The 15,256-nt window shown below is 60.9% G+C and carries 16 protein-coding genes and 2 pseudogenes; 12 read left to right on the forward strand and 6 right to left on the reverse strand.

Annotation, left to right across the window (positions count from 1 at the left end; translation table 11 throughout):
• Nucleotides 1-22: 22 nt before the first annotated feature.
• Genes V1292_RS24200 through V1292_RS24210 form a run of 3 tightly spaced genes read left to right on the forward strand, consistent with a single transcriptional unit; the run spans nt 23 to nt 2,385 of the window.
• Entirely contained in the window at nt 23-535 is a 513-nt protein-coding gene (locus tag V1292_RS24200; RefSeq protein WP_334375143.1) for a hypothetical protein, read from the forward strand.
• Nucleotides 525-1,196 carry an HK97 family phage prohead protease gene (locus V1292_RS24205; RefSeq protein ID WP_334375145.1) on the forward strand — a complete coding sequence of 224 codons (672 nt, stop codon included), beginning with the start codon at nt 525-527 and terminating at the stop codon, nt 1,194-1,196. Before V1292_RS24200 ends, V1292_RS24205 begins: the two co-directional genes overlap by 11 nt.
• Nucleotides 1,162-2,385 (forward strand): phage major capsid protein, encoded by a 1,224-nt coding sequence (locus V1292_RS24210; RefSeq protein ID WP_334375146.1) that lies wholly within the window; start codon nt 1,162-1,164, stop codon nt 2,383-2,385. Before V1292_RS24205 ends, V1292_RS24210 begins: the two co-directional genes overlap by 35 nt.
• Nucleotides 2,386-2,489: 104 nt before the next feature.
• Here the strand turns inward: V1292_RS24210 and V1292_RS24215 are convergent, their stop codons facing one another.
• Nucleotides 2,490-3,485: a DUF2806 domain-containing protein gene (locus V1292_RS24215; protein ID WP_334375147.1), complete on the reverse strand. Its 996-nt coding sequence runs from the start codon at nt 3,483-3,485 to the stop codon at nt 2,490-2,492.
• A 131-nt stretch (nt 3,486-3,616) separates the two neighbouring features.
• Between V1292_RS24215 and V1292_RS24220 the strand changes: the two genes are divergently transcribed.
• The 6 genes and pseudogenes from V1292_RS24220 to V1292_RS24240 all read left to right on the forward strand — a co-directional run.
• Nucleotides 3,617-4,222, forward strand: a complete 606-nt coding sequence (locus V1292_RS24220) for a hypothetical protein (protein ID WP_334375148.1) — start codon at nt 3,617-3,619, stop codon at nt 4,220-4,222.
• Nucleotides 4,223-4,227: 5 nt separating this feature from the next.
• Entirely contained in the window at nt 4,228-5,343 is a 1,116-nt protein-coding gene (locus tag V1292_RS24225; RefSeq protein WP_334375149.1) for an AAA family ATPase, read from the forward strand.
• Between the two features lie 19 nt (nt 5,344-5,362).
• Nucleotides 5,363-5,602 carry a helix-turn-helix transcriptional regulator gene (locus V1292_RS24230; protein ID WP_334375150.1) on the forward strand — a complete coding sequence of 80 codons (240 nt, stop codon included), beginning with the start codon at nt 5,363-5,365 and terminating at the stop codon, nt 5,600-5,602.
• An 80-nt stretch (nt 5,603-5,682) separates the two neighbouring features.
• Nucleotides 5,683-5,886, forward strand: a pseudogene (locus tag V1292_RS33930) (helix-turn-helix domain-containing protein); the annotation flags it as partial.
• Nucleotides 5,887-5,906: 20 nt separating this feature from the next.
• Nucleotides 5,907-7,037 (forward strand): tyrosine-type recombinase/integrase, encoded by a 1,131-nt coding sequence (locus tag V1292_RS24235; protein WP_334375152.1) that lies wholly within the window; start codon nt 5,907-5,909, stop codon nt 7,035-7,037.
• 29 nt (nt 7,038-7,066) lie between these two features.
• Nucleotides 7,067-8,158 (forward strand): annotated as a pseudogene (locus tag V1292_RS24240) (ComEC/Rec2 family competence protein); the annotation flags it as partial.
• 7 nt (nt 8,159-8,165) lie between these two features.
• Here the strand turns inward: V1292_RS24240 and V1292_RS24245 are convergent.
• The 5 genes from V1292_RS24245 to V1292_RS24265 form a co-directional block, all read right to left on the reverse strand.
• On the reverse strand, nt 8,166-8,435 hold the full coding sequence (locus tag V1292_RS24245) for a hypothetical protein (RefSeq protein ID WP_442895560.1): 270 nt from the start codon (nt 8,433-8,435) through the stop codon (nt 8,166-8,168).
• 45 nt (nt 8,436-8,480) lie between these two features.
• Nucleotides 8,481-8,903, reverse strand: a complete 423-nt coding sequence (locus tag V1292_RS24250; protein WP_065747201.1) for a hypothetical protein — start codon at nt 8,901-8,903, stop codon at nt 8,481-8,483.
• A gap of 228 nt (nt 8,904-9,131) precedes the next feature.
• Nucleotides 9,132-9,833: a transcriptional repressor LexA gene (gene lexA, locus V1292_RS24255; protein ID WP_057843135.1), complete on the reverse strand. Its 702-nt coding sequence runs from the start codon at nt 9,831-9,833 to the stop codon at nt 9,132-9,134.
• A 208-nt stretch (nt 9,834-10,041) separates the two neighbouring features.
• Nucleotides 10,042-11,253, reverse strand: coding sequence for a molybdopterin molybdotransferase MoeA (locus V1292_RS24260; RefSeq protein ID WP_334375153.1), 1,212 nt, complete (start codon nt 11,251-11,253; stop codon nt 10,042-10,044).
• A 13-nt stretch (nt 11,254-11,266) separates the two neighbouring features.
• A complete protein-coding gene (locus V1292_RS24265; protein WP_334375154.1) occupies nt 11,267-11,893 on the reverse strand; it encodes an HAD family hydrolase in 627 nt (208 codons plus the stop codon).
• A 142-nt stretch (nt 11,894-12,035) separates the two neighbouring features.
• Between V1292_RS24265 and V1292_RS24270 the strand changes: the two genes are divergently transcribed.
• From V1292_RS24270 to V1292_RS24280, 3 genes are all read left to right on the forward strand, one after another.
• Nucleotides 12,036-12,338: a hypothetical protein gene (locus V1292_RS24270; protein ID WP_334375155.1), complete on the forward strand. Its 303-nt coding sequence runs from the start codon at nt 12,036-12,038 to the stop codon at nt 12,336-12,338.
• Nucleotides 12,339-12,537: 199 nt separating this feature from the next.
• The gene (locus V1292_RS24275) at nt 12,538-13,872 is read left to right on the forward strand and encodes a S41 family peptidase (RefSeq protein WP_334375156.1); all 1,335 of its coding nucleotides are present in this window, start codon (nt 12,538-12,540) and stop codon (nt 13,870-13,872) included.
• Nucleotides 13,873-14,055: 183 nt separating this feature from the next.
• Nucleotides 14,056-15,159 carry a hypothetical protein gene (locus V1292_RS24280; RefSeq protein WP_334375157.1) on the forward strand — a complete coding sequence of 368 codons (1,104 nt, stop codon included), beginning with the start codon at nt 14,056-14,058 and terminating at the stop codon, nt 15,157-15,159.
• Nucleotides 15,160-15,256: the final 97 nt, after the last annotated feature.

Genomic DNA, 15,256 nt, shown 5'->3' on the forward strand with positions numbered 1-15,256 from the left:
GCAATTTGGAAAGGAACCATCCGTGACAAGCGGACAAGATATTATTGGCATCGTAAGCCGTAGAACCGGCATTGATTTGGGAATCGTTGAACAGGTCGCTGACAACTTAACGCAATCTGGCGCGTGGCCCGACGATCCCAATCGCGCCCTAACGTTTTTGCTGTTGGCGCTGTCTGCCAACGCTGAACCGCGTTCGGCCGCCAGCGTGGCCAAACATCACTGGCAACTTGAATCTGACTCGGGAAAACCCCTTGGCCAGATGATCGAGGATATCCTGCATTCATTTCTCGAACAGCAACGCACCGATTTCAGCGCCATTGCCTATCGCGCCGCGTTTGAAATCTACGACACCACGACTCCGAAGGCGGTGCTGCGCATTCCATGCGTGAATCGAGCCGCTGAAATAACTTACGGTGGCGATGAAGAGGCATGGAAGGATCGCACCGTTCGGCGCAGCAACTTTCTTACCGGCAAAACGCTGTTCGACATCTGCGCAGACATCAACCTGCAAGGACGCGAAACGTATGTCTACTGACTACCAGCATTCAATTCCGCTGGCCGTCAAGTTCTCTTCATCCAGTCAAGCTGGTGAATTCAGCGGATACGCCAGCACGTTTGGCGGCCAGCCGGACGCCTATGGCGATATCATCGCTCCGGGCGCATTCACGAAAACCATCACGCAACATAAAGCGGCTGGTACTTCGCCTGCGCTGTTGTGGTCGCACGACATGAGCCAGCCCATCGGCGTAATCACAAAGCTGGTTGAAGATGCGCACGGCTTGTTCATGGAAGGCCGGTTGACCTTAGAGGTCAACCGCGCGGCCGAAGCTTACGCGTTGATGAAGGCTGGCGCGCTTGCATTCTCGATCGGCTATCAAGTTTCCGCCGCAACCTCATTAGGCAAGAGAGAACGGCGGCTCGATGAGATAAAGCTGTACGAGGTATCTTGTGTGGCCGTACCAGCAAACACCAACGCGAAGTTGGTTAGCATCAAAGCGAAACCCGATATCTTCGACCAGAATTCGCCCCGGGTAATCGAGCAGATACTAAGGGGCAACGGCGTGTCGAGACGACACGCGAAGCGCATTGTGGCGCTTGCAAAAGACGCATTCGAAGAGCGCGACGTTCTCATAGCGAAACAATCTTTATCAACGAAATTGCTTGCGGCTGCGCAGGCAATCGAAAATCTTCACTAAAGAAAGCAAATCTATGCCTTTGGCACAAATTGATACCCCCGTCGATGTTGAAGACGCGATTGACACGCTTGCCGAAACTACAACGGCAGCGCTCAAGGCGCAGGCCAGCGACGTTAAACAGCTTCGCGAAACGCTGGAACGGCTTGAAGCGAAGATGGGTAGGCCGGGTGCCGCAATCGCATCCAACGACAACCACCGCTTCACTACCCAACACGCCAACGACAATGACGCCAAAGCAGCGCTTGTCGAAGAGAAGAAGGCGCTCGCTGATTACGTTCGGCACAATACCGAAATCAAAACCATGTCGGCCGGTAGCTCACCGGACGGCGGGTACACAGCGACTCCCCAACTAAGCGATCAGATTGCACGAAGGCTTTATGATCAGTCCCCCATGCGTCAACTCGCGCGCGTGGTGGAGGTCGGCAACTTCGACAGCTTCGAAGAGCCAATGCAGATTGGCGACGCGGCTGCGACATGGGTTAGCGAAAGCCAGTCACGGCCCGCGACCACAACGCCGACGCTGGGCTTGCTGAATGTGCCGGTCAATGAACTTTACGCTACCCAGCCGGTCACGCAGCGACTACTCGATGACAGCCGCTTTGACATGGCTGGCTTCATCGTTGAACGTGCCAGTGATCGTTTCGCAAGGACCGAAGGACTCGCGTTCGTTCGTGGAAGCGGCGTTGCACAGCCGAAGGGTTTTATGTCCTATGCTACCGACTCGGCTGATGACTTCACGCGCGACTTCTCGAAGATTCAGTTTGTTGTGAGCGGCAGCGCAGGTGCGGTCACGCTTGACGGCATCAAGAGCCTGTTTTGGAAGATGCGCGCACCGCATCGTGCAAACGCGTCATGGCTCATGAGTTCGGGCACGGCGAGTCAGTTGGACGGTTTAAAGGATAGCGAAGGAAGATATTTGTGGCGCGATAGCGTGACCGCTGGCGTGCCGCCAACCCTGTTGGGCCGTCCAGTCTATTTTGATGAGAACATGGACTCGGTATCCGCTGGTACGTTCCCTATCGCTTTCGCAAATTGGCGGCGTGCCTACGTGACCGCTGATAAGCCCGGCGTTCGCTGGTTGCGCGACCCCTTTAGCAGCAAGCCGAACGTAATTTTTTACGGCTACCGGCGAGTCGGCGGTGGCGTAGCTGACACTGACGCCATCAAGCTGTTGAAGATCAGCACCTAACAAGCGCTGGCGCGGGCCGCTCCCTTCGGGGGGCGGTCCATCCTTAACCAAACGAGGGCTTTGACCGGCGGGTGGCAAGATTCACGCATCCGCAAAATGGAGAATCAGCCCGCAGCCTCACCCGGTTTCCGCCAAAGAACTTCTGGTTCGGTATTCGGAAGCGCCTTTGTCAAAAGCATTAGCCGTTCCACATTTTCCTTCGGAAACTGATCTGCAAACGCCTTAACCGGCTCAATCGTGCCCGGTGTCCGAGTGACCGAAAACAATTCGCGCCCAATCCTCGTCAGAAGGACAATTGGAACCTCGACGGTCGCCTGTTGCCTGATATCAACTAGCAGAACGTGATCCTTGAACGGGAACGCCCATCTCAAGATCGGTGCGGCCGGCACGTCTTTTTTCTCACGAAATTGCCTAGAAAGATTGCCTGTTACTCCTGTTACCAAACCGTATTCTTCCAATGCCAGGAGTTCGGTAAAGTTGTCGCCATGTGTTTCTGGAAACGCAATTAGCTCGGCACCGATTACCCGAACCGACCATTTGTCGAACAGCGCTGCAATTTGCTCATCCAATTCTGAAATGAAACGCAGCGTTTGAAGCGAGAACGAGTGCGGCTTACGCAATTGGCCCGCGAGCACCCGCGCCCACATGTCTTGAAGCCGCTCGGATGACGCCTCTTGCGCGTGTCGCGCAAACATGTTCAGCCAATCGTCGTCGGGCTTAGTTGTTTCCGCGTCCGATGTCTCTTTTAGCTGCTCGATTGCCTTTACCGCGATTGTCTCGCGGTTGTGCTGATGACGAAGCTCTTTTGCTAGGAACGCGTCTGCCGCTCTTTGCACAAGCCCCGGGTCGTTCTTGACCAACTCCGATGCAGCATCAGCTAAGGTCTTAGCAATTTGGCTCTGAGCGGCAGTCTTGTCCCGAATAGATTTGGCTTTCTGCTCCAACCACGCGGCTGGGATGTCCGCACCGCCGGCAATGAGCCGCGAAATAGCATCACCGGCCGGGCCAGCGATCAGCTTCGGCAAGTTGATGTCGCCAATGACTTGTTTCACTACTTCTAGCGTGCCGGACTTCTCCGACGGCTTATCCTCATCAGACATGGTGGGCTCTACCTCTGGATGGCAGAATCTAGCGCAGTTGTTGCGTGTGCCGCAACCGTCCATGGGTGCTCGTCCACTTTGCTCACCAATGCCCACGCGCGCGGGGTTAATGTCGCGCTTTTGGAACCCTAATGAACGAAACAGAGAAGCTGTATCAACAGTATGCCTATGACTCACCGGCCGTTGATGATTGGATTGATCAGCACGGGAATATCGACACCGTTCGCGCGTTCGGCCCGATTGCGGAAATGAAAGGTCGATTTGTCCCCGCGAAAGTCTCTCACATCTACCAACACCAGTTCGTGCCGGACTCGACGGGCACACAACGCGCTATCGTCATGCCTGTCATCGAAGATGGTGCGACCGTGGACATCGTGGCATGGCGTCTAAGTCAGGCAAAGCTTGACGTGTGGGGGTGTGTAACCCACGCAGCCCGTTTTCTGAACCGCGCCGCGATCTATGACAAATCGCGTACCGCGCCGCTCGGAATCTGTGAAAGCTGGTGGCACTGGCTGCGCACCGGCTGCAAGGGAGTGATGGCGCTTCGTGTTGAAGCCATTCCTGAATTGCGGAATGCTGGTGACGTGCTGGTGGACAATTCGTCAATCGCGCTTCGCCTCTTATACGAGGCGTACCTGTGGCCATTGAACGTGGACCCCGACAGCGATGTTTGGAAAGCTGCCAAGATCGAAGGCAAGAAGCGCATCTGGATCGATGACGACAGGGCTGCGGCATGAGGAACATGAATGGCGAGACACGGAACGAAAAGTCAAACCATTGGGAGGAATTCACCAAACAGTACTATTCGATTGATCCCCTGCCGCTAATTGATCCGCGCGACTGGCATGGCCAGCCGATCCCGGAACGGCAGTGGCTAGTAGACGGCATCATTCCCCATCGCGCCGTGACATTGTACAGCGGTGATGGTGGCACGGGCAAAACCACCACCGCCATTCAGTTGATCGTTGCAACGGCACTCGGCTTACAATGGTTCGGCAAGGATGTGACGCAAGGGCGCGCGCTGTTGTATACGGCAGAAGATGAAGCCGCCGAGTTACACAGACGATTTGCGGCTGCGGTGACGAAGGCAGGCCGTGCGCTGGCCGATCTTGGCGACGTTCGCGTGATTCCGATGGCCGGGCTTGATGCCACTCTGGCCGGGCAAGCCGGTGGTAAGGGCAACATCATCACGACCACGGCCGCGTTTGCGAAGCTGACAATCCAAATCGAAGAGTTCAAGCCACGGCTTGTTGTACTGGACCCCTTGGCGGACTGCTACAGCGGCGACGAAATCAACCGAAGCCAGGTGCGGCAGTTCGTTCAAAAACTTGCTGGCTTGGCGTTCAAACACGATTGCACAGTGATGCTGCTAAGTCATCCATCGCTCACCGGCATGAACTCGGGCACTGGCCTATCCGGCAGCACGGCGTGGAATGCGAGCGTGCGCGGGCGACTCTACCTGACGCAGGTCAAAGATGATCCCGACCGGCGAGTTATCAAGGTTGTGAAGACCAATTACGGGAAGGTTGGCGAAGAGATTCCGCTCATGTGGGATGACGGCGGCTTCGTGGTCGATGGCGGTAACGATCCTGCCGCCGCGAATATGGCCAATCGCGCGGCGGATGACGTATTCATGGATGTGTTCTGGAAGCTATCGACGTTAGGATTCCGGCTCAGTCCTAACGTCGGCTCCACCTACGCGCCTAAGAAGATCGCAGAACACCCGGACGCCAAGCGCTACAGCAAGCAAAAGATGGCGCAGGCCATGCAACGGCTGCTTGAAGCTGGCACGTTGAAGATTGAAACAGATGGGCCACCGTCAAAGCGACGCGATTTTCTGGTGGCCACCATCAACTAACTTAGCTTAAAAAAGCGGCATGTCTATGTCCCCCCAACAATGCCGTGGCGCGCGAGCTTTCCTTGATTGGACTCAGGGGCAGCTTGCCAAGGCCGCCGATGTTGGCGATTCAACGGTGCGAAACTTCGAAGGCGAATTGCGCGAGACCAGTGCCGCAAATATCGCGAAGATGAAGGCCGCTCTGGAGCGGGCTGGAATTGAATTTATTCCAGCCCGCAACGGTCATGGCGGCGGAGTGCGCTACGCTAAAGAGCGATAGACGCACGGCTTTTTGCCTGTCAACGTTTTTCGTTGACTCCTCTTTCCCGTCCATGCAGGTTGGAACATTGGAAGATTCCGATGACAGATGCCTTTCGGCCGCCAGTCGCGGCCAATGACAACGAGCGGCTGCTAACTCTCGATGAAGCCGCGCACGAATTGGGAATTTGTAAGCGGACGGTAGTGCGACATGTCATGGCGGGTGATCTTCCCTGCATCGTGACCGGCACGGGCCACGAGCGATTGCAGCGGAAGATTCACCCTATCGATTTACGGACCTTCATTGATAAGCGCAGGAGATTCGAGTGTCCGTCTATAAGCCGGGAAACAAATCGCCGTACTATCACTTCGACTTCCAAGTCGGAGGTCATCGGTTTCACGGCTCAACGGAATGCACGTCTAAGCGAGAAGCGGAAAAGTTTGAGGCGCTAGAGCGCGAGAAGGCAAAGACGCAAGTAAAGGCGATGAAGCGTTCCCGCACATCGCTTCTGATCGACGACGTTGCCGCCCGACTGTATAACGAACATGGGCAGTACGACGCGGACCCGGACGCAACTGACACCAACCTTGCGCGGCTGGTGAACTATTTCGGCAAGGCAACGCCGCTCACCGACATCGATCATGCCAAGGCTACAAAACTTGTGTCATGGCGTCGCGGCCATCGGGTTTCGGGGCGCAAGGATCAGGAGAACGCGCCGCTGATTGCAAACGCGACCGTCAATCGCTCGACCACCAAGGTCCTGCAACGGCTGTTCACTTTCGCCAAGGCAGAAGGGGCGGTATTCGAGAACGAGCCGAAATGGGACGACTTGCTGCTACCCGAGCCCGTTGAGCGCATCCGCGAGCTACAGGACGATGAAGCGGCGGCGCTCGATGACGCCGTGCGCGCCGACTATGAGCCGTTCTTCGAGTTCGTGAGAGCCAGTGGTATGCGGCTCAAGGAATGCGTGACGCTGCGCTGGTCGGAAGTCAACTTCGGCACGCGCCAGATCGTGCGCATCGGCAAGGGCGGGCGACGCATCGTGTTTCCGATCACGGACACCGTGAGGGAAATCCTCTTTCCGTTGCAGGACCAGCACCCGGAGTTCGTGTTTACCTACGTTGCAGTTTACGGGAACAAGCGGCTGGGACGGGTGAGGGGGCAGCGCTATCCGATCACGTACAATGGGACCAAGAGCGCATGGCAGCGGATGCGCGCCGATGCAGGTGTGAACGATTTCCGCTTCCACGATTTCCGCCACGACTTCGGAAGCAAGCTGTTGCGGGGCACCGGCAATTTGAAGCTGGTTCAGAAGGCGCTCAATCATCGCGACATCAAAAGCACCTTGCGCTACGCTCACGTTCTCGATGAAGACGTTGCCGAAGCGGTCGAGTATCTTGCCAATAGCCGAAACTCCCGGAAAAAGTCCCGGAGCGGGGTTCGGGAGGCAAGTTAAGCTATTGGCTTAACAGCCTAATTTCGGACGTACATCCCGCCTTTCAGATGTCGTTTGCGGCGACGCTCGGGCTGGTGGCGCTGGTGCAGATCGGCATGCCGCGCCTGTTCGCGACGGCGGATCATACCGCAACGGCACGCGTGGCGCTGTGGGGCGGCCGCGAAGTCACCATGCTGTTGCTGGCCTCGTTGGTGGCGGGGCTCGCGACCATGCCTTACGCCGCCTTTCACTTTCACCGGGTCACGCCTTACGGCGTGCTCGCCAACCTCGCGGCGATGCCGGTGGTCTCCGCGCTGGTGATGCCGGCGGGCCTGCTCGGCCTCGTCGCGATGCCGTTCGGCTTCGATCGACTGTTCTGGGCGATCATGGGCCTCGGCATCGACTGGATGATTGCGGTGACGCAATGGGTCGCGGCGTTACCCGGCGCGGTCGGCCGGGTGCCGGCCTTCGGCATCGGCCCGCTGATTGCGGCGAGCCTCGGCATCATCCTGCTCGGCCTGTTGCGCACGCCGCTGCGCTGGTCGGGTGCGGCGCTGGTACTATCAGCGGCGCTGTGGGCGGCGAGGGTGCCGCAGCCGGATATCCTGATTTCCGCCGACGGGCGCAATGTCGGGGTGCGCGGCCAGGATGGCCGGCTACATTTGATGCACGCGGGCAAGGGGTCTCGGGACGTCTTTCTTTTGAAGGAGTGGCTGGCGGCGGATGCGGACGCGCGAACCGCGGCTGACGCCTCGCTCACGTCAGGTGTCTCATGCGACGATCTTGGCTGCGTGGTGCAATCCGCCGGCGGTGCCCTGATCGCGCAGGCGCTCAGACCCGAGGCGTTTTCGGACGATTGCGAGCGCGCAGCAATCATTGTGACGCTGCGGCAGGCCCCGCCGGCATGCGGTGCTTCCGTCATCGGCGCCGAACGACTGCGGCGGCAGGGCGCGATGGCGTTGCGGCGCAGCCGGGAGGGATTTGTCGTCGAGGCGGTCAAGCCGAGAGGCATCGACCGCCCGTGGTCGCCGGCCATAGCCGGCGAGCGCGAGGCCGACACCACCGTGCTTGCGCCGCGCGTCGTGCCACCGCGCAGCGTCGATGCCACGCCGGCCGAGGCAGACCTGCAGGCGGAGGAGTAGATGATCTTCAGTGCTCGTCGACCGTGGGCTTGGCTGGTATTTCGAACGCGCCGAGATGGAATTCCTCGGGCGCGTCGGGCGCCGACGGCAGAGCGACCAGCGTGAACGATGCGTCAGGGAATTGCCGCCAGATTGCGAGATCTTCGGCCGTGATGGTGAGCCAGCCGTACCTGAACATGTACCGCCCGGGCTCAGTGACGCGCCCGGCTTTTTGCCACGTAACCTTGTTGACCACCGACTGCCCCCCTGCGGTGCCGAGTTCTGAAAAATGAACCACCACGATCCGCCGGCCTGGACCGGCGGATCGTATTCGCGTGGGCGTTTATCCGGTCACGATCGATTCGGCCGGAGGCGCTTCCGTCACCTTCGGCGCGCGTTCGCCACCGGTCTGGACCACCGGCAATTGCAGCACGGTCGCGCGCTGGCCTTCGCAAAGCTGCGTCACCAGCACATGGCTTCCGTCGGGAAATTCGATCGCGTCATGGTGACGGTCGGATATATGGGGGTCGATTTGATTGAACTTGCCGACCCGCCAGTCGGTGGTTCGAGTCCAGATCCACCGGTTGTCGTATTTGACGTCCTCAGCGAACGCCAGTTCGGTGCCGGGAAGCATGCAGACCGCCACTGCAGGCTCGCGTTCCGACGCAAAGCCGCGGGTCGATGTACCGCGGAATGTCGTCGTGATCAGCGTCTCGCCGACCTCGGCAGGCCGCGTAGCCACAGCATGCAGGCTATAGTCACACATCGGATGGCTCCCTCGTTTGAGATAGCTGACCCGTGTCTAGAAGGAGGCACAGGCCTCTATCAGAGTGGACATGGCGCAGAGCCTTTTCTCTGTTCTGGGCAATTCTGCGACTGGCGCACTGCGCCACATTCACAAACGCGCTAACGTGCCTTAGTTCCACACGTGCAACAAAAAACCCCGGCCACGGGCCGGGGCTCTTTTCCGTCACGGCCCGGACGGCATAATGGGTCAGTATTTGCGGTACAGCCCGATCAGCTTGCCCTGAATCCGGACCCGGTTCGGCGGCAGGATGCGGACTTCATAAGCGGTGTTGGCGGGCTCGAGCGCAATCGAGGCGCCGCGGCGGCGGAAGCGCTTCAGCGTCGCTTCCTCCTCGTCGATCAGCGCCACGACGATGTCGCCGGTGTCGGCGGTTTCGTTGCGTTGGATCAGCGCCATGTCGCCGTCGAGAATGCCGGCGTCCACCATGGAATCGCCGCGCACTTCGAGCGCGTAATGTTCGCCGGAGCCGAGCATGTCAGGCGGTACGCTGATGGTGTGGCTGCGGGTCTGCAGCGCCTCGATCGGCGTACCGGCGGCAATCCGGCCCATGACAGGCACGGCGACCGGGCGATTGCCGTCGTCCTCGGCGGCCGGCGCGCTCACCGTGCGCTTGCCGAGCGTGCCCTCGATGACGCTCGGCGTGAAGCCGCGGCGGCTGTTGGCGGCGGCTGCGAGCTCAGGCAGCTTGATGACTTCGATGGCGCGGGCGCGGTTGGGCAGGCGACGGATGAAGCCGCGCTCCTCCAGTGCCGTGATGAGGCGGTGGATTCCGGATTTCGAGCGCAGATCGAGCGCGTCCTTCATCTCGTCGAAGGAGGGCGGCACGCCGGCCTCTTTCAGCCGTTCATTGATGAAACGCAGAAGTTCGTACTGTTTGCGCGTAAGCATCGCGAGCAATCCCCCGGTTGGCGTCGTCTCGTTCCGAATCTTCAGAGCCCAAGATCGCGGAGTCCCCCAACTCCCAATCAAAGACACTAGCAGTCGAAACAAATCATGAACGGACACTATATGTTCGATATGTGTTCCGCAACCACTTAATTTCAGGTGAACGCATTGCGGTTCCGGCCCAAAGTGCTGTCGGAGCGCGGTTCAGGCGTCATTCCGGCAGCCGGAGCAGCTCGCAAGGCGAGCCCTTTGCGGCAGCCGGCGCGAACGGCGGACGTATCACAAGTGCCCGTGCCGCAGCGAGATTCCCTGATAGCGACGAGTCCTGATGGTTCACCGGCACGGCGACCAGCGTGCCGTCGTCGCGCGTTTCGAGGTAGGCGCGAAGATAGTCTTCGCGCTGGTCGTTGGCGGCGAGATCGCGGCCGAGCAGGGCGCTTTCGCGCGGGTGATGGATGGTATCGCGGCCCGATAGAGCGCGAATCAGCGGCACCAGGAACAGGAAGCCGCAGACATAGGAGGAAACGGGATTGCCGGGCAGGCCGATCACCCGCATCGCCTCCAGCCTGCCATGCATCATCGGCTTGCCCGGCCGCATCGCGATCCGCCAGAACGCCATGGCGATGCCCTCGGCCTCCAGCGACCGCTTGACGAGGTCGTGGTCGCCGACCGAAGCGCCGCCAATGGTGATCAGGATGTCGGCGTCGGCCTTGCGAGCACGGCTGATGCCTTCCGCGGTCGCGGCGACGGTGTCGGCGGCGATTCCGAGGTCAATGATTTCTGCTCCCTCGGCCCGCGCCAGCGCCCGCAAGCTGTAGCCGTTGGAATAGACGATCTGGCCGGGGCTGGGGCTTGCGCCCGGCATCACCAGTTCGTCGCCAGTCGCCAGCATCGCAACTTTCGGGCGACGGTGCACTGCAAGCTCCGGGTAGTTCATGCCGGCGGCGAGTGAGAGGTCGCGGTCGGTGAGGCGGCGCCCGCGTTTGAGGAGGAAGTCGCCTTCGCGGAAATCAACGCCCGCGGCGCGGATATGCCGCCCCGGAACGGCAGCTTCCGTGATGGTGATATGATCACCCTCTACGCCAGTGTCTTCCTGGATGATGACGGCGTCGGCGCCGTCGGGAATCACGCCGCCGGTAAAGATCCGCACCGCTTCGCCCGGGCCGACCTTCCGCTCGAACGGGCGGCCGGCGGCGACCTCGCCGATCACCTTCAGCCGTGCGCTGACATCGGCGGCGTCAGCCGCGCGCACCGCATAGCCGTCCATCGCCGACATCGCCTGCGGCGGCTGCGTCCGCCGCGCGGCGACGTCGCGTGCGAGAATGCGGTGATACGCCTCATCGAGCGCCACCATTTCTTCAGGGACGGGATCGGCGCCCGCAAGGATGGCAGACAATGCATCGGCAACCGGCATCAACGCCACGGGCAGACCTCCCTCAAATTCCAAGTGCGGTCAGTGCCCTCGCCACGTCATCCGTCGATGTCACGTGGATGGCAGAAAGGCCGCGCGCCCGCGCACCTTCGATATTGGCAGCCGAGTCGTCGAAGAACAGGATCCGCGACGCCGGCACGCCGATCGCTTTTACCACATGATCATAGGCTTCGGCGTCGGGTTTGCGCAAACCGATGCTGGAGGACAGGAATATCTCGCGGAAATGGCCGAGCACATCCGCATAGGCCCGCGAAAAATGTGTGACATGGGCCGGATTGGTGTTGGAAAAAGCATAGAGCGGCAGGCGTTTTGCTGCACGCGCCAGGAGCGGCGAAATTCCGGGCATCTCGCCGGTGAAGATCGCGTTCCAGCCTTCCAGGAACTGCGCGTCCGTGATGCCGATGCCGAGCGACTGGCGCAGACCTGCAAAGAACGCCGCGTCGTCGATCCGGCCGGTCTCGTGGTGCTTGAAACTGTCGTCCACCACAAAGCGTCCGGCGAGGTCGGCAGGCGCGCAGCCCGCATGCCCTGCCCAGCACGTCATTACCTCTTCGAAACTGATGTCGAGCACGACACGGCCGAGGTCGAACAGCAAGGGATCGACGGAATGGGGCACTGGCGGCGAATTCATGGCAGTCGTTTACAAAACCGGACCGGCCTCGGCAACGGCCACGGCGATTTGCGTCGCGGCCCAATCCGGCGCTTAAGCCCGTACGCCGGCTGTGCTAAGGCTTGGGACCAATTTCTTGGGGCCAATTTCAGGGAGTAGTCGCATGCAAGTTGTTGGCAGAATCCTGGGCGCTGTCGCCGTGATCGCTTTTTTGGCCGGATCCGCCGCCGCCCAACAAGGTCCCGCCAGATATGGCGAGGAGGACAAGCCCAAGACGCCCTCGCAAATCGCGGCCGAGAAGGACGCCGAGCGGGCCTACCGGAGATCGCTCGGCAACATCCCCGAGCAGCAGAAGAATTCGGACCCCTGGGGGACGATGCGCGGCGACAGCACACCGCCGAAAGCGGCGGCCAAGGCGCCGGCAGCGAAGTCAAAGGCCAAATCCGCCGAAGGCGCTGCAAAGTAGAAGATGCCGGCTAGCCAGGGCACGACGAACTCGCCATCTAACGTGATGATTTCATTCACACTCTGAAAGCGACCGTATTGCCCCCGGTCGGCGTGCCTTGATCCGACCAAAAAGCCATTGTGAGTTGGCGGGGCCGGGACAGGGGCGCCGATTCACAGGGATGGTGTGGGCGTCCGTAGAGATAGAGGGACGCCCCACGATGCGCAGGAATTTTGCCTTTCTTCTCGGCACGGTGACGGGTGCGTGTCTGACCGCTCTCGTGATCGGACCTCAAGGGGCGCATCTGGTGGCGGCGGCAAAGGCCGCGGCCCGTTCCGACACCTACACCCAGCTCAATCTGTTCGGCAATGTGTTCGAGCGGATCAAGACCAGCTACGTCGAGAAGCCCGACGATTCCAAGCTGATGGAAGGCGCCATCAACGGCATGATCTCGGCGCTCGATCCTCATTCGCGGTACATGAATGAGAAGGGCTGGAGCGACATGCAGGAGACCACCCATGGCGAGTTCGGTGGGCTCGGCATCGAGGTGACGATGGAAGACGGCCTCGTCAAGGTGGTGACGCCTATCGACGATACGCCCGCGGCCAGGGCCGGCATGCTGTCAGGCGACGTGATCACCCAGATCGACGACGAGGTCATCCAGGGCATGACCCTCGAACAGGCGGTGGGCCGGATGAAGGGCCCCGCCAACAGCAAGATCCGCCTCAAGGTCGTGCGCAAGGGGGCCGCCGCGCCGATCGACGTCGCCATCGTGCGCGAGATCATCCGGGTGCGGCCGGTCCGCTTCAAGGCCGACGGCGGCGACATCGGTTACATCAGGATCACCCGCTTCAACGAGCAGACCACCGACGGCTTGAAGAAAGCCATCGCCAGCATCTCGAAGGAAGTTCCGCCGGAAAAACTGACGGGCTATGTGATCGATCTCCGCAACAATCCCGGCGGGTTACTCGACCAGGCGGTGTCGGTTTCGAGCACCTTCATGAACCGGGGCGAGGTGGTCTCGACGCGTGGCCGCACTTCGGAGGAAACCCAGCGCTTCACCGCGCGCGGCGGCGACATCACCAAGGGCAAGCCGCTGGTCGTGCTGATCAACGGCGGCTCGGCTTCGGCGTCCGAAATCGTGGCCGGCGCGCTTCGCGACCACAAGCGCGCCACGCTGATCGGCACGCGCACTTTCGGCAAGGGCTCGGTGCAGACCATCATTCCGCTCGGGCAGGGCAACGGCGCGCTGGCGCTGACCACGGCGCGCTACTTCACGCCGTCGGGGCGCTCGATCCAGGCCCAGGGCATCGCGCCCGACGTCGAGGTGCTGCAGGACGTGCCCGATGAACTCAAGGGCCGCGCCGAGCTGAAAGGCGAAGCCTCGATGCGCGGCCACCTCGCCGCCGACGGCGCCGAGCAGACCGGCTCGCAAGCCTACGTCCCGCCGAACGAAAAGGACGACAAGGCGCTCAACGCCGCGTTCAACCTGCTGCGCGGCGGCACCGTGAATGCAAATGCAGTCACGGCCGCGAAACGGGCGGTGCCGAACTAAATTCAGAACCCACCGCGTCTTTGCGAGGCATCCGGCGGCGCTTTGCGCCGACCGGGTGGCTCGCAATCAGCGCGTAGTATGCGGCGCGCGTAGCGATCCACAAAACATGATCGTTTTTGAAACTCTCATCTCCATCCGCTCGTAGCTCGCGTCGAACACCACGCGCGTTCGAACGGAGCAGTCATGTCGAGAAGATGGATTTTGCCGGCCCTGATCCTGTCGGTTTGTTCGAGTGGAGCCCTGCAGGCCAATCCGCTGGATTCACCTGGCGTCGTTTATATCGACGGGCTGCCGTGCAATCGCGCGTGCCAGTCCTACATGGCCTGGTCTGATCAGACATTATCTGCCCGGCACCGCGCGGTTCGCGAGACTGAAATCGCGGTGCCGGCTGAGGCCGAAACCGCAAGACCAGAACACGCCAGTCCCGCACGCGTAGCGAGGCAGGGCGCCTCCGTTTCCCGCACCGCGCCGCGCAGCAGCAAGGCGGCGTCCAGTACGAGGCCGCCAACCGCCAAAAAGGCCGCCGCTCCCGCTCTCGCAGCAGCCAGGAAGAACATTCCGGCGGCTACGGCGCCAGTGGCTCGCGAAAAGGCTGTCGCGGGTGGGCAGCCGCCGGAGCGCAAACTGGAAATCTCTGATAGCCCCGAGCCCAGTCAGGCAGCCGCCGTCGCTGCGTCGCAGCCTGCGGAGGCTCCCAAGTCGGAGGTCAAATCCGAGGTCACCCTGCCGCCGCCGGCCACGCTTGAGATCGCCGCGACGCCTGCCGCGCCCGAGGCGACTGCGTTGCCTCCCTCGGCCGGCGTTACTCCCGCTCCGGCTTCTCGAACCATCCAGCAGCAGCTTGTGGAAGCGACGGGAATGGCCGATCTCGTCACGGCGATCGGGACGGGGCGGGAAGCGTCCAGCAAATCGGACAATCCGGAAGCAGCACCCGCCGACGTGAGCGATACTGACAAGACTGCATCCGTATCGACAGACAGTACGGACAATCTGGTGGCGCTTGTGCTGGCGCGTCCGGAAATTGAATCGTTATCCGACCTGAACAACAGAAACATCGCGATCGAGGAGAAGCAATCCGCATCAAGTGGACGCGTCAGCGCCGCCTTCATGGCGGCGGGAGCTGCGGAGGTCCAGTTCAGCGAAGGACAGCGAGGGGCAATCGAGCGGCTGATCAGCGGCGAAGTCCCGGCCGCGGTTCTGACGTTGGCCTCGCGCGAAGCAGCGGAGTGGTTTCCCGATATCGAAGGCTTCAGGACTTTCCGGGTGCCGCTGAAGGCGAGACTTTAGCAAACCGTAATTCGTGCGCGGTGGCCCAACGACTAGGTGTTGGCAGACTTCGAGCGGGCGCAGGAATCCGCGGCACTGCGCTGGACTGACCGAACGT

Source organism: Bradyrhizobium sp. AZCC 1719 (genome assembly GCF_036924525.1).
Lineage (GTDB): Bacteria > Pseudomonadota > Alphaproteobacteria > Rhizobiales > Xanthobacteraceae > Bradyrhizobium.